Below are 21,052 nucleotides of genomic sequence, written 5' to 3'. Positions count from 1 at the left end.
ATGAACGATATCTCTTTTCCTGCGACGCAGGATCCGCTTGCTGGACAGCCGCACCAGATCGTCGAGCGCGACGGCGTGCGCTACACCTTGCTGGGCACCGCGCACGTCTCCAGGACCAGCGTCGATGCGGTGGTCGCGGCGATCGCCAAGGACAACTACGACGCCATCGCGGTCGAGCTGGATACGCAGCGGTTACAGGCGCTGAAGGATCCGGACGCGCTGGCCAAGCTCGATCTGGTCAAGGTGATACGCGAAGGCAAGGTCGCCCTGTTCGCGGCCAACCTGGGGCTGGCCGCCTATCAGCGCCGCTTGGCCGAGCAGCTCGGCATCGAGCCTGGCGCCGAACTCCTGGCCGCCGCCAATGCGGCGAAAGAACGCAATCTGGCCTTGCACCTGATCGACCGAGATGTGGGCGTGACCTTCAAGCGCATTTCCGCCGGTCTGGGCTTTTTTGGTCGCATCAAGCTGGGTGCTGGGCTGGCAGTCAGCCTGTTCGCCAACGACGAGGTCGACGAGGAGGAAATCGAGAGCCTCAAGCAGGGCGACATGCTGGAATCCAGCTTCGGAGAGTTCGCCAAGCAAAGCCCCGCCCTGTACGCCACCCTGATCGACGAGCGCGACCAGTACATGGCCGCGCGGTTGCGTCAGGTCCAAGCCGTCGATCCGGTAGGCAAGCCATATGAAGTGCTCGCGGTCGTCGGCGCCGGCCATCTACAGGGACTCGCACGCTACCTGCGTGAGGACGCGCGCGACCCCGCCCCGTTGATTCAGGACTTGGATTTCATCCGGCGTAAGCGCAGGATCCCCTGGTTCTCGCTGGTCATCACCGCGCTTGTGCTAGTCGGCATCATCTGGGGCTACCTGCACGGCGGTCTGGCGGGCGGCACGGAAGTGCTGAAGCAATGGATCCTGTACACCGCGGGCCTGACCGCAGTCGGCTGCCTGCTAGCGGGCGGTCATCCCCTGAGCATCCTTACTGGCGCCGCCGCCGCGCCCTTCAAACCGTTCCGGCCGGGCATGCCCTCGGGCATGTTCAGCGCCCTGGTCGAGTTGCGCATGCGCAAGCCGGCCTATGGCGACTTCATGGCGCTGCGCGACAACGTGCAGACGCTGCGCGGTTGGTACCGCAACCGTGTGTTGCGAGTAGTCATGACCTTCATGCTGACCTGCTTCGGCACCATCGCCGGCGAAATACTGTTCGGTTTCCGCGTCGCCCGGAATCTGTTCTGATCGCTTTCAGCTGATACGAAGCTCGTCATCCCAGCGCAAGCTGGGATGACGAAGGCATTTTGTCTCTGTTCGAACCGAAACCGCTTCAGGCAAGATCATTGTTTTTTGTAGGCGACGACCTGCCCTGCTTCACTCCGCCTTCAACGCCGTTATCGCCGCCGCCGGCACGCCGTCGCCTCGGCGCATGCGCGCACGCTGGGTCAAGCGCGCGGTACCGCTACGCATGTCGTCCAGGATCGCGTAAATGGTCGGCAGGAACAGCAGGCTGACCACCGTGGAGAACGCAAGTCCTCCCGCGATGGCGCGCGCCATCGGGTAATACGGCGGACCATCGCCGCCCATCTGCGTGTTGCCCCAGGCGATGGGGATCATCGCCAGGATCGCCGTGCCCATGGTCATCAGAATTGGACGCAGACGTTCGCGGCTGCCTTCCACCAGCGCATCGGTGCGCGATTTGCCGCGCCGCCGCAGGTTGTTGATGTGCTCGATCATCACGATGCCGTTGTTCACCACCACGCCCATTAGCACCAGGATGCCGATGAAGGCCATGATGTTGAATTCGGTGCCGGTCAGCCAGAACAACCAGAACACACCGAACACCGAGAACAGCACGCCGCTCATGATCGCCGCTGGGAACAACAGAGATTCGAATACCGCCGCCATCACGATGTAGATCAGCAACAGCGCGATGATCAGGTTGGTCATCATCTGCTTGCCGGCCTCATCCTCTTCCTGGAATGCGCCGCCGTCAAAGGAATAGCTGTAGCCGGTCGGGAACGAAGCCGCCTTCAGCGTGTCCTCCATCGCCTTACGCGCCTCGGGCACGGTGACCTTGTCAGCCAGGTTGGCCTGCACAGTTAGCGTGGTCTGGCGGTTGGTGCGCGAGATCTGCGTGGCCGCGGGCGTGACGCCCACATCCACCATGCTCAGCAGCGGCACTGTGCGTCCATCCGGTGCGCGGACCATGAAGGAATCCAGGTCCTCGATGCCGTACTGCTCGGCGCCGGCGAAACGCACCCACACCGGCACTTCGCTCTCGCCGCGGCGGAACTCGCGTAGCGGTGCGCCGCGCAAGGCCACGCCGACGAAGCTGGCTACATCGTTGGCGCTGAAACCGAAGGCTGCCGCACGCTCGCGGTCCACGCGTACCGACAGCTCGCTGTTCTGATCGCCGGCATCGACGCGCACATCGCGCAGCTGCGGGCTCTTGGACAGCATCGGCACGATGTCCTTCGCTATCTCCGCCAGGGTTTCGGTGGAATCGCCGACTAATTGCACCTGCACTTTCTCGCCAGGACCGCCACCGCCGCCCGGGCCACCGCCGTCGTTGCCAATGCCGATGGTGGCACGGGCCGACTTGGGCAATGCCTTGCGGATTTCTTCGATCAAGGCCTTGGTATCGTCATTATCGAGGTCCTTCATGTCGAACTTGATGCGAGTGCCTGCGTCGCCCTGTTCGCTGTACCAGGAATAGATCTGTTCGACATGGAAACGCTTGCGATTGGCGTCCATGAAGTTCTCGACCTTCAACACCTCGTCCGACATCTGTTTCAGGCTGTAGGAACCCTTCCACTGGTAGAAGATATTGGTTTCGCCGCCATCGTCGCCGCCGAACATGTTTTTCTTGGTCAGCATCATCGGCACAATGCTGACCGCGATGATCAATAGGATGCCCATCACGCTCCAGCCGCGATGCTCCAGGGTCCAGCGCAACACGCCAGCGTAACGCTTCTGCATGCGCGGAATGATGCCGGTGTGGTTTCCCACCGCCGGAGGTGTCTTCAGGCGCGCTGACAACATCGGGATCAGGCTCACCGCCACCAGCCATGAGGCCAGCAACGACACCGAGATGGTGATGGCGATCTGCGACAAGTAGATGCTCAGGAAATTGCGCTCGCCGAACAGGTTGGGCACGAACACGATGCAATGGCAGAGGGTGCCGGCCGACAGGGCGATGGCGACATGCCGGGTGCCGACGATGGAAGCCAGCCGTGGCTGGTCGGGCATGCGTTCGCGTTCCTGATAGATGCTCTCTACCACCACCACGGCGTTGTCCACCAGCATGCCGATGGCCAGCAGCAGGCCCATCATCGACAGGATATTGAGCGTAACTCCGGCAAAGTACATGAAGCCGAGCGTCATGATGAAGCAGATGGGGATGGCCAGGGTGACCATCATGGTCGAGGGCCAGTGGCGCAGGAAGAAGAACAACACCGCGATCGACAGCACCAGGCCGATGCCACCGGCTTCCGCAAGCTCGATCAGCGAAGTGGTGACGTTGTCGCCCTGATTCTCGATGATCTTGATCTGCAGATCGCTCAGCGAAGGTTCTTTGCGGATCTCCTCCACTTCCTTCAGCGCATTGCGCGAGACCTCCACCAAGTTCGCGTTGCGTTCCTTGAAGATGTCCAGGCCCACCGCTTTCTTGCCGTCCAGGCGCCGGCCCAAGGTCGTGCGCTCCTGCTTCAAATGCACCTCGGCGATGTCGGACAGGCGCACGCCGTTGGCGATCACCAGATCCCGCAGTTGCTGCAGGTCGGTGAGTTCGCCGACGGGCTGCACGCGCAAGCGCATACCGCCATCGGTGATGGTGCCGGCCGAAACAGAGAAATTGACGGACTGCAGCCGCGTGGTGAGATCGTTGAGACCCAGGTTGTGCGCGGTCAGGCGATCCTGGTTGATCGCGATCTCCACCTCATTGGCCTGAGCGCCGGAGATATCCACGCGCGCGACACCGGGAATGCGCTCGATGCGCCGCTTGAACTCGCGGTCGATCATGTCGTAAGAACCGGCGAGATCCATGTCGCTGGCCAGACGCACGCGCAACACCGGCTGGTCCGTGGTGGAGAACCTCAACACCAGATAGCGTTGCAGGTCGTCGGGCAGATCAGCGCGGATGGCATCGATGCGCTCGCGCGCATCGGAGGCGGCGATGGCGACGTCCCGCTCCCAGTCGGAGAACTGGATGAACAGTTGCGCGCCATCCGCGTTCGCGCTGGTATCCATGCGCTTGATGCCCGGCATCGTCGACAACGTCTCTTCCACCGGCCGCAGCACCGTGCGCTCCACTTCCTCGGGCGTCGAGCCTACATAAGGCAACTGCACGAAGATGAAGGGCGGCGACACTTCCGGGAATGCCTCCAATGGCAGGCGGAACGCGGCGATCAGCCCGATCACGGTCAGGGATACGAACAGCATGATCGCGCTGACCGGCCGCTTGATGCTTAGTTCGGCGATGCTCATGCGGGTTCGAGTCCTTCGTTGCCCGCTTCCAGCGAAGCGCGATGCAGACGGCCGCGTTCGGCGTAGTACTCGTCCGAACGACGGTCCAGCAGGTCGTACACCACCGGAATCACCACCAGCGTCAGCAGCGTGGAGACTAGCAGGCCACCGATCACGGTGATCGCCATCGGCGAACGCACTTCCGCGCCCTCGCCGAAGGCCAACGCCAGTGGCAGGAACCCGAACAAGGTGCACAGCGTGGTCATGATGATGGGCCGCAAGCGCGAACGCGCGCCTTCCACCAGCGCCACATGCTTGGCCACACCTGCTTCGCGCAATTGATTGACCTTGTCGATCAGGATGATGGCGTTCTTCACCACCAGACCGACCAGTAGAATCAATCCTATGAACACCACCACCGATACCGGCGAACGCGTCAACAGCAACGCCAGCACCGCGCCCACCAGCGCCAGCGGGATGGTGAACAGAATCACGAACGGATGCAGCAGCGATTCGAACTGGGAAGCCATCACCAGGTAGACGAGAAAGATCGCCAATCCGAACGCGAACAGCAAGGCCTTCACCGATTCGGCCAGCTCTTCGCCCTGCCCGCCGATGTGCATGCCGATGCCGGCGCCGAGGTTGTTTTCGGCCACCATCTCTTGCACTTCGTCCACCGCACCGCCCAGGTCGATATCGCGGAGATTGGCCGAAACGATGGCCACCCGCACCTGATCGGCGCGGTGGATTTCGCTGGGACCCGTGGTGGAAACCACGTCCGCCACCGACTCCAGCGTCACCGGGCGCGAACTGCCTGGATTGACGATCAGCTTGCGGATGCTTTCCACCGAGGCGCGATCGGATTGCTGAGCCCGCACCAGCACGTCGATCTTGCGGTCGCGGAAGCTGTAGCGCGTGGCCACATCGCCCCGCACTTTCTTCACCACTATGTCGGCGATCTGCCGAGTGGTCAGCCCCAGCGCACCTGCGCGGTCCTGGTCGAAGCGGATCTGGATCTCGGGGAAGCCCTCTTCCACCGTCGATTTCACGTCGGCGTAGTGCGGGTTGGCGCGCAGCATGGCCGCCATCTTCTGCCCAGCAAGCTGGATGGTGTCGAGGTCTTGACCGCGCAGTTCGATTTCAAGCGGTGTGGAGAAACTGAAAAGCTCGGGGCGACGGAAATCGACCTGCGCGCCCGGATGATCCTTCATCGACGAACGCAGTTTTTCGGTTTCATCGGCTTCCAGCTGTTTGCTTCCGCCATCGGCCATCACCACGGTGATCTTGCCGATGTTCTCGCCGCTTTCGGTGGGGCTGGCATCCAGCCGCGTACCGGTGCCGCTGACGCCGTACAGCGCCTTTATGCCTTCATCCTTGGCGTGCGCTTGCTGTATATCGCGCACTAGACCGTCTGTTTCGCGCAACGGCGTGCCAGGCGGCAATTTCACCGTCATCTCGAAGCGGTCTTGCGCCAACTGCGGAATCAGATCCGCGCCCAGCATGGGGACGGTCAGCATGGTCAACGCGAAGGCGGCGACGGCAAAGCCCAGCACCAGCCACGGCCGACGCAGCGAGCCAGGCAGCAGTTTCATGTAGCCGCGTTCGGCGCGATCGTACGGCATCATTGCGATGTCGCTGGCCTTGCGCATGATGGGACCCACCACGGCGACCAGCCCACGCCAGAGTCGTATGAAAAACCAGGCGATACCGAAGAAAACTCCACGCGTGCCGATGCCTACGCCGCGTTGGGTCGCAGCCAGCGGTTTCTGCCAGCGCGAGGCGGGCTTCCAGTCCGGATGCGGTTGCTCTTCCGGAAACGCCATCGGCGGCCTGCCCTTCAATGCGCTGAGCATGGGGATCAGCGTCATCGACACGACCAATGACACTGCGATGGCGATCGCGACCGTCAGCGCCTGATCGCGGAACAATTGCCCCGCAATACCCTGCACGAACACCAGCGGCAGGAACACCGCGATGGTAGTCAGGGTGGAGGCGACCACCGCCATGCTGACTTCGCGGGTGCCGGTGATCGCGGCCTGCAGCACGCTGAGGCCGCGTTCGCGCGCCTTGGCGATGCTCTCCAGCACCACGATGGAATCGTCGACCACCAGACCCGTGGCCAGGGCAAGGCCGCCCAGCGACATCACGTTCAAGCTCAGACCCAACTGATCCATGAAGAAGAACGTGGTGACGATGGAGGCCGGCAAGGACAGGGCGACCACGAAGGTGCTCCAGCCGTCGCGCAAGAATAGGAAGATGATCAGGATCGCCAGGAAACCGCCGATCACCGCATCGATCTTGACGTCGCTGATGGCATGGCGAATGAACTGCGATTGGTCATCGATGGCGGTCAGTTCGACGTCCGGTGGAATCTGGCTCTTGAGTTGCTCCAGCTTGGCCTGGACCGCGTCAGCGGTGGAGACGGTATTGGCGTCGCCCTCCTTGTAGATAGCCAGCTCGACCGCCTCGCTGCCTGCCAGCCGGATGATGCCTTCGCGCTCTTTGTAACCCTGACGCACATCGGCGATGTCCTTCAGTCGCACCGGCATGCCGCCAGCGATGGTGCTGGAAGACGAGGAGTTGGCGCTCTGCACCGACGCTGCCGCGGCCATGGCCGCCGCGTCGCCAGTGGAAGCGGCGATCGCCGCCATTTGCGCGGCCGCGCTCGCTGCCGCATTGCTGCCGCCACTCTGCGTGGTGACCAGCATGTTGCGGATTTCTTCGACGGTGGCGAATTGGTTGACGGTTCGCACCAGGTACCGTTGCGATCCTTGCTCCAGACGACCGCCGGAAATATTGATGTTCTCCTGCTGCAGGCGCTGGATCACGGTGTCGATGGGCAGGTTCAGCTGGGCCAGCTTCTGCTGGTCGATGTCGACCTGGATCTCATCCTCGAGACCGCCGCCGACCTTGACCGCAGCCACGCCTTCCACCGGCTCCAGCTTCTTCTTCAGGTCTTCGTCGGCGTAACGACGCAGCTCGGTAAGCTGACGGATGGAATCGGCTTGGGTCTTGCCGGCCACCTTCGACGACAGCGCCAGACGCATGATCGGTTCGGTGGAGGGATTGAAACGCAGCAGCACCGGCGCCTTGGCTTCCAGCGGAAGCTGCAGCACTTCCATCTTGTCGCGCACCTCCAGGCTGGCCTGGTCCATATCGGTGCCCCAGGCGAACTCCAGCACCACGTCGCTCTGGCCAGTGCGGGAAATGGATTTCAGTTTGCGCAGGTTCTTCACCACACCGACGGCTTCTTCCACCGGCTCGGAGATCAGCGTCTCGATCTCGGACGGCGCGGCGCCGGTGTACTCGGTGCGCACGGTCAGCGTGGGATAGCTCAGGTCAGGTAGCAGGTTGACCTTCAACGCCGCCAGCGCGATGCAGCCGAACAGGAACATCGTGACCCAGAACATCGCCACGGTGACGCGACGACGGGTGGAGAATTCCACCAATCCGCCGCCAGTCAAACCGGCAGGCGGGGCCAGAGGATCGTTTGCTTCGGGACCCGGAGCTCCCCCTTCAGGAGCTCCCCCTTCAGAGCTGTGGCCGCTCATTTCTTGTTACCGGCTGCTTCAACCTCCACCTTGGCGGTGGTCTTCTTCTTGGCATCGCCGATGACTTCCACCGGGGTGCCGTCGCGCAATGCGATCTTGCCGGCGGTCACCACGCCATCGCCAGGCTTGAGGCCTTCGCGGATTTCCACCCACTCACCGTCCATGTAGCCCAGCTTGACGGAGACGCGCGCGGCCTTGCCGTTGCGCACCGCGAACACCGCCGGATCGGCATCGTCGTCCAGCAGCGCGATGCGCGGCACCACCAGCGCGTCGGCGCGCTTGTCGTAATCGATCTTGATGCGTCCGAACATGCCAGGCTGCAGCAGGCCGTCGCCGGTGAAGGCGCAAACCACGCGGAAGGTGCCGCTGCCCGAATCCACCACCGGCGCGATGCGGTCCACCATGCCGGTGAAGGTCTGGCCCGGCAGCGCGTCGGCGGTCAGCTCGACCGGCTGGCCGGCCTTGAGCGTGGCGATTTCACGTTCGGGGACGTTGAGCGTGGCTTCCAGCCGCGAGTTGTCGACGATGCGGAAGATCGGCGTATTGATCTGCACGAAGTTGCCGGTCTTGATCGAACGCGACGCGATCACGCCGGAGATCGGCGCCAACACGGTGGTGTAGGAAAGCTCCAGCGTGGCCATCGTGTACTGGGCGCGCGCATTTTCCAGATCGAACTTGATCTGGTCCACATCGTTGGCGCTGATCATCTGCTGGGTAACCAGTTGCTTAGCGCGGTTGTAGTTGTTTTCGAGCTTGTGCATCTGCGCCGAGGCCTGAGCCACCGCCAAGCGCGAGCGATCCGGATCCAACCGCACCAGCGGCTGTCCGGCGCGGACCACCTGGCCTTCCTCCACCATCACCGCCAAGGCGACACCGGAGGTCTTCGCCACCACCTGCGATTCTCCGCGCGGCTCTAGCGCCGCTGTGCCGGTATAGCTGGCCGCGACCGGCCGATGGGCAGCCTTGACCACCTCCACTGGCACGGCGTCCGGTCCTTTGGGCTTGTCGCCGGTCTTGGCCTGAGCCTCTCCGTCCCCCTTTTTGCAGGCAGCCAGAGCGAACACAAAAACACAGATAAGCGCGGACGCACGGAGCGCACGCGTCGGGAGACGGCCTGCGGTGAAGTCGGGTCGAGACATGGTGGTACCGGGTGGTTGTTAGGTGTTGTACATAGGTATATCACCCAAGTACAGCTCCGGCATGCGCCGAAGGTCATGGTGACTTGCGTCGCGTTGTGTGGTGACTATTAGAAAAACAACGCCACAAGGGGTGTGACCAGGCCGGTCGCAGCTACGCTGGTCCTGTTACGGATGGCAGGTTTCGAGAGTCGCACGCTATACTTGCCACAGCCAAGCGCTGCGGTTGGACGTAGCGCGCGCAATGAGAGAGTCCCGGATTACGACATGATGCGACCGCTACCGCTCGCCGCTTGCCTTGCCTTGGCCGCCGCCCTTTCGGTGGCTGTCGTCACAGCTCAAACCCCCGCTTCACCGGCCGCCGCGCCTGCTGAAGCCAAACCTGCCGAAGCCGCGCCCGCCCCGGCCACCGCAGCACCGGCGGCGCCCGCCGCCACACCGGTCGGCAACGCCCAGGCCGGCCGCACGCTGGCCTATACCTGCCAGGGCTGCCATGGTGTCGAAGGCTACAAGAACGCCTATCCCAGCTTCCACGTACCGCGCATCGGCGGCCAGTCGGCCGAGTACCTGGCCCAAGCGCTGACCGAATACAAGAAAGGCAACCGCAAGCATCCGACGATGCAAGCCCAGGCGCAGAGTTTCTCTGACCAGGATATTGCCGACCTTTCCGCCTATCTCTCTTCCGTGAAGTAAGCCGCCCATGTCGAACGCCGTGCACGCCCAGCGTCTAGCCATCGCCCTGCTCGCCGCCCTCGCCCTGGCCGCCTGCTCCCAGAACAACGAAGTCGCCGCGGAGGATCCCGGCCACGCCAGCGGCGAGCATGGTTCCAGCTCGTCCGCGGGTCTGCCCGAAGGACACATCGCTGCCGGCGAGAAGCGTTCGCAGGTAAAGAGCGAAGCGACCAAACAGAGCTGCATCGATTGCCACGGCGCGGAAGGCAATAAGCCGATCGATCCGACCTATCCCAAGCTCGGCGGCCAGTACGGCGACTACATCGCCCATGCGCTGCAAGCCTATCGCGCAGGCGACCGCCAGAACCCGCAGATGACGCCGCAAGCGGCGGCACTGACCGACCAGGAGATTTCCGACCTGGCCGCTTACTTCGGCTCGCGCCCCACGCAGTTGCGCGACCTGCACGGCCTCGATTGATCACTGTCGCGGGATCGCAATAGAACGGAGCCGCAAGGCTCCGTTTTTGTTTCCGACGACGACTCTTGATTGCTTCCGAAATCTGTGAAGAGCAAAAGCTCGCGGCGGGACGCCGCTCCCACTACCAGGCTTGCTCTGATCAGCTGTCGGTCGGTATCGGAGTGCGCTTCACTGGGATCTCCGGCGGTGGCCGTGCAACGGCCGGCTGCTCGTTGAGGTTGGGGTCGAACAGACTGCAGGCTCCTCCGACCTGCAGCACCGACACCACGCATTTCACCCGCTTGTTGGTGCCGGGAATCTTCATTTCCACTTCGCGGATATTGCGGCGTACCCATTCGGCCAGCAGCGATTCGTTGGTCGGGCGCCAGTACTTGTCGAACATGCTCGGTTCGTAAGGAAACTCAGGGCGCTCCAACCACTTGCTGGCGCGATCGGCATCGGCGCGCTGCTGCTGCTTGGAGCCGGGCGCGCCCGGACGCGATGCGTCTCCGGTGGCGTTGGGCGGCACGCGTACGCTGCCGTCGGCGTTGAACAGGCCGGGACCGTCGCCCGCCCGCCCGCCAGTAGGCTGGCCCGGGGTATTGCGAGTGGAGTCGCCCCAATCATCCCCGCGTTTGGGTGTAACAACACCTCCAGGACGACTTGCGGCTGCCGAAGAACCGGCGGCGGTCGAACCAGGTTGTGTGCCCTGTTGCGCGCTGGGAGCGCGCGCGGAATCGCCCGTTGTAGAAGAGCTGGCCGTATTGGCGGCGCTGCTGGAGGAGGCTGTGCCGCGATTCGGTGCCGCGATCTCGGCCTGGCGCACGCTTTGCGCCGGCGCGCGCAGTTCGGGCGCGGCAATCGCGCGTGAGGGAATCTGCACATTGCGTATCTGCGGCAGCGGCGCCGCGATCTCCCGCTGCCGCACTTCCTGGGTGGGCTGGGCGACTTGGGGAATCGCGATTTCCCGCCGTGGCAGTTCGCGCTGCGCCGGAGGCGCCTCGACCACCGTAACCTCACGTGTCGGCACGCCCAACTCGCGCGGTTTGACTTGCGGCGGCGCGATTTCCAGCGAACGCGGAGTCGCGGGCGGCAACACGAAGGTCGTGGTGGGCTCGGCCGTTTCCGTCACCTGCACGTTCTGCTGCGCCACGGGCGGTGCCGGCACGGGAATTTCCTGTTGCGGCACCGATGAAGCCTGCGCAGTTTCAGCGGGCGTGCTGGAGGACGGCGTTGTCGCGGGCTGGGCAGCAGCGGCGGCGGCCGCGGATTCGGATTGCGCCGCGGGCGGTCCGCCACCCTCTTCCTCGGGCGTGCCCTGCCCCATGAACTCGACCTGCACCCGGCTCTCGTCGTTGGCCGCCGGCGGAGGAGGCAGTTTGATCATCGCCAGCAGTATCAGCAGCAGCGCGAACAACAGATGCATGAAGAAACTGACGCCGCCGGCGAACCAGCGCAGTCTGCGGTCCTCGCGCAGCGGCGGGCCCCAGTCCTGATAGAACATCGAGCGGAAAGCCTGCCAGCGATTCAGCGCCAAAGGACGTCGTGGGGTTTCCGCCACTGGCCGTTCTGAGAACAGCTGGACGATCGCTTCGGCACTGTCGTGCCGGATCACTCCCAGTTTTTCCCTCAAGGCGCGCAGCCACAGCCCCCAGCCATAGGGCATACCGGTGTGGCGTTCCAGGATGGGCGCTGGCTTGCCCGCCTGCAGCGCTGCGATGATTTCGGCGGCTCGCGTCACCGGAGAGGGAAATCAGGCCGCGTTGTCGCGCGGAATGTACGGTGCGTCGCCGGTATCGTGATCGGTGACGTCACGCACCGCGGTAACGCCGGGCACGCGTGCCATCAGCGTCTTCTCGATACCCTGCTTCAGAGTCACGTCCGCCATGCCGCAGCCATTGCAGCCGCCACCGAAACGGAGCAACACCACGCCGTCCGCGCTCACCTGTTCCACCGCCACCCTGCCCTTGTGCTGGGCAAGCTGCGGGTTGACCTCGTTCTCCACCACCCACCGCACACGTTCCACCAGAGAGGCGGATTCGGCCGGCGCCTGGCCCTTGATCTTCGGCGCCTTGATGGTGAGCTGACTGCCGGCGCCCTGGGTGACGTAGTCGATCTCGGCGCCGTCCAGCCAGGCCACGCTGTTGGCATCGACATAGACGGTGAAACCATCGCAGTCGACCGCCCATTCGTCGCCCACCAGATCGCGCGGCTCGGCGAACTCCAGGCGTGCGTCGGCGCGCGCCGTCCCTGGATCGACCGCGCTCAGTCGCACGCCCAGGCCGGGCAGCGCCTCGCGTTCGATCAGCTTGCGGAAATGGGTCTGGGCGGTGTCGGAGATATGGATCATGCGGCTATTCTAGCCACCCTAATGTTAGACGCTCATTCGAGCACATAACGGCGTGGATGGTACGTTCAGCCAGTCCGAGTCCGAGGAAGTCCCCCATGTCCGACCTGATCCCCCTGGCCCAAGCGCATTGCCTGCCGCTCAAGGGCAGCGAGCACAAACTGACCAAGGCCCGTGTTGCCGAACTGATCCTGGAAGTGCCGGGCTGGGACCTGGTCGAAGAAGGCCGCGCGCTGTGCCGAACCTACCATTTCGACAACTACTACCAGACCATGGCTTTCGTGAACGCGTTGGCCTATATCGCGCACACCGAAGACCACCATCCCGATCTGGGAGTGCACTACAACCGCGCGGTCGTGCGCTACTCGACGCACGATGTCGGCGGCCTTAGCGAGAACGATTTTATCTGCGCGGCCAAGGCCGATGCGCTTGCCAACTGACACCCGATCCATAGCCCAGGTTTCCCCTCGGAACTGTCCAATGAAGGTAGGCGTGCCATGAAAAGCAGATTCGACTCCCGATTCCGGCTTGCGCTTGGCGCAAGCCTGGCGATGGCTGTGCTGTTGTCGGCCTGTGGCGCCGATTCGCCGCCATCCGCGCCGGTCATTCCTTCCACGCAAGTGGCCGCGGTGAACACTCCGATGCCGCACTACCCCGCCGAGCTGGGCTGTGCGGGAATAGGCGGCATGGTCATGCTGAGCATGGCCGTCGATGTCGATGGCAAGCCGGCCAACGTGCAGTTGGTGGCAAGCAGCGGGCAGGACGCGTTGGACAAATCCGCGCTGGAAGGCGTGAAGTCCTGGCAGTTCGAACCGGCCACGCGTGGCGGAAAGCCGGTCGTGCAGAGCATCCAGGTGCCGGTGAATTTCAAACCGCCGCAGGTACGTCCCAGCGACTGCTTCAGCCTGGACGAGCAGCGCTAAGTCCAGACCAAATCCTTGTAGAGCCGAGCTTGCTCGGCTGCTTTTAGCGATTTTATTGCCGGAAAAGAGCAGCCGAGCAAGCTCGGCTCTACAAAAGCGCGGCCTTGACGATGCCCGCCGGAGTCAGGCCAGGCGATCTAGTGCCGCCGCAAGGTCGTCGGCCAGCGGCGCATTCAGCACATAAGGCGCCTTGCCGCCATCGAGTGCGAACTCCAGCGACGCCGCATGCAGGAACAGACGCTTCAAACCGGCTTGTTCGCGTAGCCGCTTGTTGACCGCCTCGTCGCCGTATTTGTCGTCGCCGGCTACCGGATGACCAATATGCTGGGCGTGCACTCGGATCTGGTGGGTGCGGCCGGTTTCGATCCGGACTTCGCAATAGGAATGCCCGCCCCGGCGTTCCAGCACCTTGAAATGACTCACCGACTCCTTGCCAATAGCATTCACCTGCACGTGCCGCTCGCCACCCTGACGCAGACCGACATGCAGGGGCGCGTCCACGCTCATGGTCCCGTCCGGCATGCGTCCGACCAGCAGGGTCAGATAGCGCTTGCGGATGCCAGTGCCGCCTTCCTCGCGCATTAACGCCTGTAATTCGGTCAGGGCCGAACGCTTCTTGGCCACGATCAGCAGACCGGAAGTATCGCGGTCCAGCCTGTGCACCAGTTCCAGGTTCATATTGGGCCGCAACGCCCGCAGGGTCTCGATGGCGCCATGGCTGATCCCGCTGCCGCCATGGCTGGCCACGCCGGTAGGCTTGTTCAGCACCAGCAGGCGCGCGTCTTCGAACACGATCGCCGCTTCCAGCCGCTGCAGGAAACCGCTGGGCGGCGGCATTCTGTCTTCGGGATCACTGAGACTGACGGGCGGAATCCTGACCTCATCGCCCGCCTCCAGCTTCCGGTCCGCCTTGGCTCGCCCGCCATTGATCCGCACCTGTCCGCTGCGCACCAGCTTGTAAACCAGGCTGCGCGGAGCGCCCTTCAACTGGCCCAGCAGGAAGTTGTCCAGACGTTGACCATCCCGGTCTTCAGGCACCTTGATGGTGCGAACGGCGGTCTTGGTGGCCCCTTCGGGCTTGCTTGCTGGGGGCTGATCGGTCATCCGTCTTTTATTCTGATACACTCGGGGGGCGAGATAAGGGTTTGATTTCGCTGGAAGTTAACCAGCATCTTCACGATGCTGCGGGCCAGAAGCCCAGCTTTCCGCGATTCCGACAAAGTGCGCGGCCACCGCCCCAGGGGCGACCATGTTAGCGGCTAGTCGGCGAATCCGGACATCGCCCGATGCGTCAGACGTCGGTAGCTGAACATGCCCCGTGAGGCGCAAGAGCACAAGCTCGAGCAGCCTCCGGTCCGAAACATATTTGTTAAATGAACCAAAGCGCTCCCGCGGCCTGCCGTGGTGTTGTAGCGCTGGAAACCAACTCCGCCCCGTTCGCGCCTGCGCGAGGGGTGGCGAGCAGTATCCAGATTGCGAAACCCACGGTGTTCCGCGCGGTAGCAGCGCGCGAGGAACGCACAATGAAACGTATGCTGATCAATGCGACGCAGGAAGAAGAACTGCGCGTCGCCATCGTTGACGGACAGACCCTGTACGACATCGATATCGAACAACCGTCCAAAGAACAGAAAAAGTCCAATATCTACAAGGGCCGCATCACCCGGCTCGAGCCTTCGCTGGAAGCGGCCTTCGTCGAATACGGCGGCGAACGCCATGGCTTTCTGCCACTGAAGGAAATCTCCCGCGACTATTTCCAGGCAGGTGTCGACCACAACAAGGCCGGCCTGAAGGAACTCCTGCGCGAAGGCCAGGAAGTCGTGGTGCAAGTCGACAAGGACGAACGCGGCAACAAGGGTGCCGCCCTAACCACGTTCATCTCGCTGGCCGGCCGCTACATGGTGCTGATGCCCAACTCGCCCACCGCCGGCGGCGTCTCGCGCCGGATCGAGGGCGACGACCGTGCCGAGCTGAAGAAGGCGATGGACGCGCTGGCCATTCCCGAAGACATGGGCGTGATCATCCGCACCGCCGGCGTCGGCCGCGATGCCGAAGAGCTGCAATGGGACCTGGACTATCTGCTGCAGGTCTGGCGCTCGGTTGCCGAGGCCGCGCTCAGTAAGCCGGCTCCGTTCCTGATCTACCAGGAATCGCGCCTGATCGTGCGCGCCCTGCGCGACTACCTGCGTTCGGATGTCGGCGAGATCCTGGTCGACACCCCTGAGCTCTACGCCACGGCGAAGGAGTTCATGGAACAGGTGATGCCGCACAACCTGCGCAAGCTCAAGCACTACACCGACGACATCCCGCTGTTCAACCGCTTCCAGATCGAATCGCAGATCGAGGGCGCCTACGAACGCAACGTGCGTCTGCCCTCGGGCGGCTCCATCGTCGTCGATCAGACCGAAGCCCTGACCGCGATCGACGTCAACTCCTCGCGCGCCACCAAGGGCAGCGACATCGAAGACACCGCGTTCCAGACCAATATGGAAGCGGCCGACGAAGTGGCCCGCCAGCTGCGCTTGCGCGACTTGGGCGGCCTGGTGGTCATCGACTTCATCGACATGTCCAGCAGCAAGCACCAGCGCGACGTCGAGAACCGCCTGCAGAACGCGCTCAAGTACGACCGCGCGCGTGTGCAGATCGGCCGTATCTCGCGCTTCGGCCTGATGGAAATGAGCCGCCAGCGCTTGCGTCCCTCGCTCGGCGAATCCAGCCAGATCGTTTGCCCGCAATGCGAAGGCCATGGCCGCATGCGCAGCATCGAATCGTTGTCGCTTTCCATCATCCGCGTCGCCGAAGAGCACGCGATGAAGGAGAACACCGGACAGGTGCTGGTGCAGGCTCCGGTGGAAATCGCCAACTTCCTGCTCAACGAAAAGCGCAATGCATTGCGCGAAATCGAGAAGCGCCACGACGCGCCGATCGTCATCGTCGCCGACGAAGCGCTGCATACCCCGCACTACGAAGTCACCCGCATCCGCGAAAACGAATTGGGCGAGGAATCCTCCAAGCCGAGCTACCAGCGCAATACGCCGCGCAAGCTGCCGGTGCATGCCTTGACCAAGGCGCAGTTGAACATCCCCGCGCCCGCGGTCACCCATGTGAAGCACAGCCAGCCTGCGCCGATCCGCGAAGAGCGCGAAGAAGCCATGGCGCCCGCACCGGCATTCGCAGCTGCCGCCTCTGCGCCGCCTGCCGCTTCCGGTGGCGTGGTGGGATGGCTGAAGCGCGTATTCGGTGGCGGTTCTAGCGAAACCTCCAACGCCACCCTTGCCGAGCAAACCCGCCAGCGCGAAAACCGCCAGCGCAACGACCGTGGCAACGATCGCAACAACGGTCAGCGCCGCGACGGTCGCGGTGGCCAACAGGGTCAGGGGCGCGGTGGTAACGCGGGCGGCCAACGCCGCGACGAACAGCGTGGTCCCAAGCCACAGGGCGCGCAACCCGCCCAGAGCGGCCAGCAGCAGCAGAAGCCGCGCAACGAACAACCGCAGAAGCAGCAGCCGCCGAAACAGCAGCAGAACCAGCCGAAGCAGCAGAAGCCGCAGAACGAAGCTGGCCAGAACAGCGGCCGCCAGCAACGCCAGCCGCGCAATAACGATGCGCCCAAGCAGCCACGGCAGGAGAACGCAACGGAAACGGCCGATCTGACCGTAGTACCCGTCATCGCAACGACGGCGGCAGCGGTGACTACGGCTGCGACAACCCCAGCGGGGTCTGCCGCATTCGTCAACGACGCGCCCTCGGCCCTCGCCTCCGGGATGGAGGATGAAAAGGAAGATTCTTCCTTGCAGCCTGCAGCCGCCAACGATTCCAGCGAAGGCGAAACTGCCGATACCGGCGATGGCGCAGGTCGTCGTCGTCGTGGCCGCCGTGGCGGACGCCGCAGGCGTCGTGGCGCGGGCGAAGCAGGTGCCGGCAATGAAGCGGGCGGATCAGAGGATTTCGGCGACGACGAACAGCCGCAGGTCATCATCGCCAACGGTTCGCAGCCCGAGTTCGATTTCGACGATGAAGCGCCGGCCGCCAAGCCAGTCGCGCGTCCCGCTGCCGCTCAAGCGCCTGCAGTGCCCATGGTGGCCGTTGCCGGGCCCGTACCCACTGCTGTCGAACAACAACCTTCTGCTTCTGTGGAACAGCGTGCTGTGGAGGAGCGTGCTGTCGAACAGACCCACGCCACTCCGGTAGCGGCCACGGCCACAGCCGAGCCCATCGTCGCTGCCCCCGTAGTGGCCACGTTCGAGTCCGAGTCCATCGTTGCCGCTGCGGTGGAAACGGTGGAAGCGCCTCAGCCTTCAGCTGCGCTGACGTCGTCTGTCGTCGAGCCACGAACGGAATCGGTCGCGCAAGCCGCCGAACCCGCCGTGATCGCCACACCGGCCGAAGCCAACGCGGCGGCTCAGGAAATCCTGAAGAACGACACCGTCGAAAGCTTCACCCTGGTCGAGAATCCGACGCCTGCGGAAGCCGCTTCGATCGCCGCAGTAACTGCTACGCCTGAAGTCGAGGAACCGACGCCGGCACCGGTAGCTGCGGTCGAGCCGCCGAAGCCCGCACCCGTGCGGCCCGCGGTCGGCAACACCGGTTCGCTGTTCTTCACCGCCGACGCCGACACGCCGTCTTCGGTCACGCGTCATCTGTTCGAGCCCATGCCGGCACCGCAACCTGCGGCAGTGGTGGAAAAGCACGAAGAGCACGATCTGGCCCTGCACGCCGACAACGATGAAACGGCCGATGGAGAAAAAGATCAGGGCAGCGAACGCAGCGCCTGATCGGGCAGCGCCTGATTGGAGCGTCCCACGCGTTCGCTACAACGAGCGCGTGGGATCCAGTAGTCCGTACTGCGCGGCCAGCCGCGCCAGTGCGATGTTGTCCTGGATGCCGACTTTCTGGAACAACCGCGTCTTGTGCGTGTTCACCGTCTTGGCGCTTAGGCTGAGGCGTTTGGCGATATCTTCCTGGCGCAGTCCCTGGATGAGCAGCATCGCCACTTCCAGTTCCCGGGGCGACAATCCGTCGAATGGCGATTCGCTTCCGCCCATGTGGGAAAGCGCCATGTTCTGGGCGACGTTCGTGCCCAGGTAACGTTTTCCGCGTGCCACTTCGCGCACAGCGCGCAACAGTTCGGCCGCATCGCCGGCCTTGCCGATGTATCCGCAGGCGCCCGCTTCGAGCAGGCGTTTAGGCAAGGGACCGTCTTCCAGTACCGATACGATGATCACCTTGGTTTCGAGATCGCCGCGGGTGATGCGCTCGGTGATCTCAAGCCCGCTCAATCCCGGAAGGTGCAGATCGCACAGCACCACGTCCGGTTTCAGGCTGCGTATCTGGCGCAAGGCGTCTTCGCCGTTGTCGGCGTCGCCGACGACTTCGATATCCACTTCGCCGGCCAATATCATTTTCATGCCGGTACGCACCAGCGCATGATCGTCGATCAGGTATACCCGTATCGTCATCCTTGTTTCCCCTTTGGTGACACTCCCGTCGCGAGACTAGCCCCGACGATCGACGCGAGGCAACTCACATTTCCCTGTGGGAGCGGTGAAAACAAGGTCAGGCCACGTAATGAATGTTTCGCAGTGGCGCTTACTTACGTCATTCTACTTATTCGTGCCGAGCGCGCAGCGTCTGGCGGTCACGCTTCCAAGCAGCCCGCATTTCGACTTCAGGCTCCGAACCATCCTTTATCGCGCGCCTCTTCCAGCCGGCCCTGCAGGTAGTCCCATAGCGCAGGACAGCCTGCCTTGATCGGCGGCGCTACCCGGGCCACCACGCGCTCGTAACTGATTCCGTTCTCGCGCCAACTCTGGCCCGCGTTGGCCAGGTTGAGCAATACCGGCATGGCGCGATCGACCGCATTGGCGAAACGCGCGTCGGCGCTTTCGCCGCGTTCGAATTCCTCCCACAGCGACAGCGAGTGTGCGCTCTGCGCTTCCGGCAGCAAGCCGAAAATACGCTTCACCGCCGCCAGTTCGGCGGCCTTGCGTTCTTCCCAACCGCCTTCCACGAAGATCAGGGTGTCGCCGGTATCGATCTCGCCGATGTCGTGCACCAACAGCATGCGGATCACCCGGTCGATGTCGACCGAGGATTCCGCGTAAGGCGCGAGCGATACCGCCAACAGCGCGATTTGCCAGCTGTGTTCGGCGGAATTTTCGTAGCGATCCTGGCCCAGCGGCCGCACTTTGCGGGCAACGCCCTTGAGCTTGTCTATTTCCAGGATGAAATCGACGGCCTGTTGCATTCGACGGGGGAACACCAAAAGGCGAAACGGATGGCGGAGAGAGTGGGATTCGAACCCACGGATGGTTTGACCCATCGCCGGTTTTCAAGACCGGTGCCTTAAACCGCTCGGCCATCTCTCCGAAGCTGTTGCTGCAGCGGCCCGTTGCGGGCCGTACGGCATTTTCCCATGAAGCGGGCTGGCTTGCCCAGGCTGGCTTGCCTAGGAGGCCTTCTTGACCTTGATTTCGGCCACTTCCCCGTTCTTTCCCGTTTCATCGCACTTTCCGCCGCAATCCAAACGCGACGATTCGATTTCCTTGGGCAGATGCTCAGCCAGGAAATCGATGAACACGCGTACCGCTGGCAACATGCCGCGGCGCGAGGCGAATACGGCGTGGCAGATGCCCTGCGGCAAAGTCCAGTCGCGCAGCACGACTTCCAGCTCGCCCTTGCGCACCAGATCGGCGCACACCGTCTCCGGCAGCAGAGTGATGCCGAAACCATCGCGCGCCATCGATTGCAGCAAAGGGAAATCGAAACCGGATACGCGGGGCTGAATATCCACGCGGCGGATGTCGCCATCGGGACCATGCAGCTCCCAACGTTGGCGCGCCTCGTCTTCGCTGGTGCTCAAGGTCACATGATCGGCCAATTCCTCGGGATTCTTGGGCCGTCCCGCGCGCGCCAGGTATTTGGGACTGGCGACCATCAGCTGACGGATCTGGCCGAAACTGCGCATGACCAGACTGCCGTCGTCGTCCAACTTGGCGCGCACACGTAGAGCCACGTCGTAGCCTTCGTTGATCAGATCCACGCGGCGATTGCTGACGTGCAGTTGCAGACGCACCTTCGGGTATTTGTCGAGGAAGGCCGGCAGGATCTTCGGCAATTGCGTCTGCGCCACTTCCACCGGCACGCTGACCCGAACCACCCCACGCGGCTCGGCACTGAGGCGATCCACGACTTCGCGGGCGGCCTGGGCTTCGGCCAGCATGGTTTGCGCGTGGCGATGCACGCTCATCCCCACATCGGTGACCGCGAAACGGCGGGTGGAACGCTGCAGAAGGCGCACGCCCATGTCGGTTTCCAACTGGCTGATGCGCCGGCTCAGGCGAGACTTGGGAATACCCAACGCGCGTTCGGCCGCAGCGAAGCCACCGTGGTCCACGACCATGGCGAAGTAATAAAGGTCATTCAGATCCTGCATGGCAATAATTCCATATTCAGAACAATTAGTGATATTAAACCATCTTTATTCTATTTATACAACGATCTACCTTGGCATC

General features: G+C 63.3%; 15 protein-coding genes and 1 tRNA gene. 6 read left to right on the top strand and 10 right to left on the bottom strand.

Translation table 11 applies throughout. The features are described 5' to 3' along the window. A complete protein-coding gene (locus AC1DTQ_RS02840; protein ID WP_477847761.1) occupies positions 1-1,230 on the top strand; it encodes a TraB/GumN family protein in 1,230 nt (409 codons plus the stop codon). A gap of 129 nt (positions 1,231-1,359) precedes the next feature. Here AC1DTQ_RS02840 and AC1DTQ_RS02835 read toward each other — a convergent pair whose 3' ends face one another. From AC1DTQ_RS02835 to AC1DTQ_RS02825, 3 genes are read right to left on the bottom strand one after another with little or no spacing between them, the layout of a single operon-like run. Next, on the bottom strand, positions 1,360-4,473 hold the full coding sequence (locus AC1DTQ_RS02835) for an efflux RND transporter permease subunit (RefSeq protein ID WP_477847760.1): 3,114 nt from the start codon (positions 4,471-4,473) through the stop codon (positions 1,360-1,362). After that, on the bottom strand, positions 4,470-8,003 hold the full coding sequence (locus tag AC1DTQ_RS02830; protein ID WP_477847758.1) for an efflux RND transporter permease subunit: 3,534 nt from the start codon (positions 8,001-8,003) through the stop codon (positions 4,470-4,472). Before AC1DTQ_RS02830 ends, AC1DTQ_RS02835 begins: the two co-directional genes overlap by 4 nt. Next, on the bottom strand, positions 8,000-9,142 hold the full coding sequence (locus AC1DTQ_RS02825) for an efflux RND transporter periplasmic adaptor subunit (RefSeq protein ID WP_477847757.1): 1,143 nt from the start codon (positions 9,140-9,142) through the stop codon (positions 8,000-8,002). Before AC1DTQ_RS02825 ends, AC1DTQ_RS02830 begins: the two co-directional genes overlap by 4 nt. A 267-nt stretch (positions 9,143-9,409) precedes the next feature. Between AC1DTQ_RS02825 and AC1DTQ_RS02820 the strand changes: the two genes are divergently transcribed. Together AC1DTQ_RS02820 and AC1DTQ_RS02815 are read left to right on the top strand one after the other, a co-directional pair. Next, positions 9,410-9,832: a c-type cytochrome gene (locus AC1DTQ_RS02820; RefSeq protein ID WP_477848350.1), complete on the top strand. Its 423-nt coding sequence runs from the start codon at positions 9,410-9,412 to the stop codon at positions 9,830-9,832. Between the two features lie 7 nt (positions 9,833-9,839). Beyond that, entirely contained in the window at positions 9,840-10,289 is a 450-nt protein-coding gene (locus AC1DTQ_RS02815; RefSeq protein WP_477847755.1) for a c-type cytochrome, read from the top strand. 139 nt (positions 10,290-10,428) lie between these two features. Here AC1DTQ_RS02815 and AC1DTQ_RS02810 read toward each other — a convergent pair whose 3' ends face one another. Both AC1DTQ_RS02810 and AC1DTQ_RS02805 read right to left on the bottom strand, forming a co-directional pair. Next, positions 10,429-12,009: a hypothetical protein gene (locus AC1DTQ_RS02810; protein WP_477847753.1), complete on the bottom strand. Its 1,581-nt coding sequence runs from the start codon at positions 12,007-12,009 to the stop codon at positions 10,429-10,431. Positions 12,010-12,021: 12 nt separating this feature from the next. Next, a complete protein-coding gene (locus AC1DTQ_RS02805) occupies positions 12,022-12,618 on the bottom strand; it encodes an NfuA family Fe-S biogenesis protein (RefSeq protein ID WP_310090522.1) in 597 nt (198 codons plus the stop codon). A gap of 95 nt (positions 12,619-12,713) precedes the next feature. On the opposite strand from AC1DTQ_RS02805, the gene AC1DTQ_RS02800 reads away from it, so the two are divergent. Together AC1DTQ_RS02800 and AC1DTQ_RS02795 are read left to right on the top strand one after the other, a co-directional pair. After that, the gene (locus AC1DTQ_RS02800; protein ID WP_477847752.1) at positions 12,714-13,055 is read left to right on the top strand and encodes a 4a-hydroxytetrahydrobiopterin dehydratase; all 342 of its coding nucleotides are present in this window, start codon (positions 12,714-12,716) and stop codon (positions 13,053-13,055) included. A 57-nt stretch (positions 13,056-13,112) separates the two neighbouring features. Continuing rightward, positions 13,113-13,538 carry an energy transducer TonB gene (locus AC1DTQ_RS02795; RefSeq protein WP_477847750.1) on the top strand — a complete coding sequence of 142 codons (426 nt, stop codon included), beginning with the start codon at positions 13,113-13,115 and terminating at the stop codon, positions 13,536-13,538. Between the two features lie 123 nt (positions 13,539-13,661). Here AC1DTQ_RS02795 and AC1DTQ_RS02790 read toward each other — a convergent pair whose 3' ends face one another. After that, the gene (locus AC1DTQ_RS02790) at positions 13,662-14,642 is read right to left on the bottom strand and encodes an RluA family pseudouridine synthase (RefSeq protein WP_477847749.1); all 981 of its coding nucleotides are present in this window, start codon (positions 14,640-14,642) and stop codon (positions 13,662-13,664) included. A 419-nt stretch (positions 14,643-15,061) separates the two neighbouring features. Between AC1DTQ_RS02790 and AC1DTQ_RS02785 the strand changes: the two genes are divergently transcribed. After that, entirely contained in the window at positions 15,062-18,313 is a 3,252-nt protein-coding gene (locus AC1DTQ_RS02785) for an Rne/Rng family ribonuclease (RefSeq protein WP_477847747.1), read from the top strand. Positions 18,314-18,349: 36 nt separating this feature from the next. Here the strand turns inward: AC1DTQ_RS02785 and AC1DTQ_RS02780 are convergent, their stop codons facing one another. From AC1DTQ_RS02780 to AC1DTQ_RS02765, 4 genes are all read right to left on the bottom strand, one after another. Next, complete coding sequence (locus AC1DTQ_RS02780) at positions 18,350-18,997, bottom strand: response regulator (protein ID WP_477847746.1); 648 nt, start codon at positions 18,995-18,997, stop codon at positions 18,350-18,352. Between the two features lie 209 nt (positions 18,998-19,206). Further along, positions 19,207-19,785, bottom strand: a complete 579-nt coding sequence (locus tag AC1DTQ_RS02775; RefSeq protein ID WP_477847744.1) for an HD domain-containing protein — start codon at positions 19,783-19,785, stop codon at positions 19,207-19,209. 31 nt (positions 19,786-19,816) lie between these two features. Next, a tRNA-Ser gene (locus AC1DTQ_RS02770) sits at positions 19,817-19,906 on the bottom strand. 80 nt (positions 19,907-19,986) lie between these two features. Beyond that, positions 19,987-20,973: a LysR family transcriptional regulator gene (locus AC1DTQ_RS02765; RefSeq protein WP_477847743.1), complete on the bottom strand. Its 987-nt coding sequence runs from the start codon at positions 20,971-20,973 to the stop codon at positions 19,987-19,989. Positions 20,974-21,052 lie beyond the last annotated feature (79 nt).

The organism is Pseudoxanthomonas sp. P4_B2 (assembly GCF_056402315.1).
The sequence above is the reverse complement of the archived record's forward strand: the minus strand, read 5'-3'. Positions and strand labels throughout refer to the sequence as shown.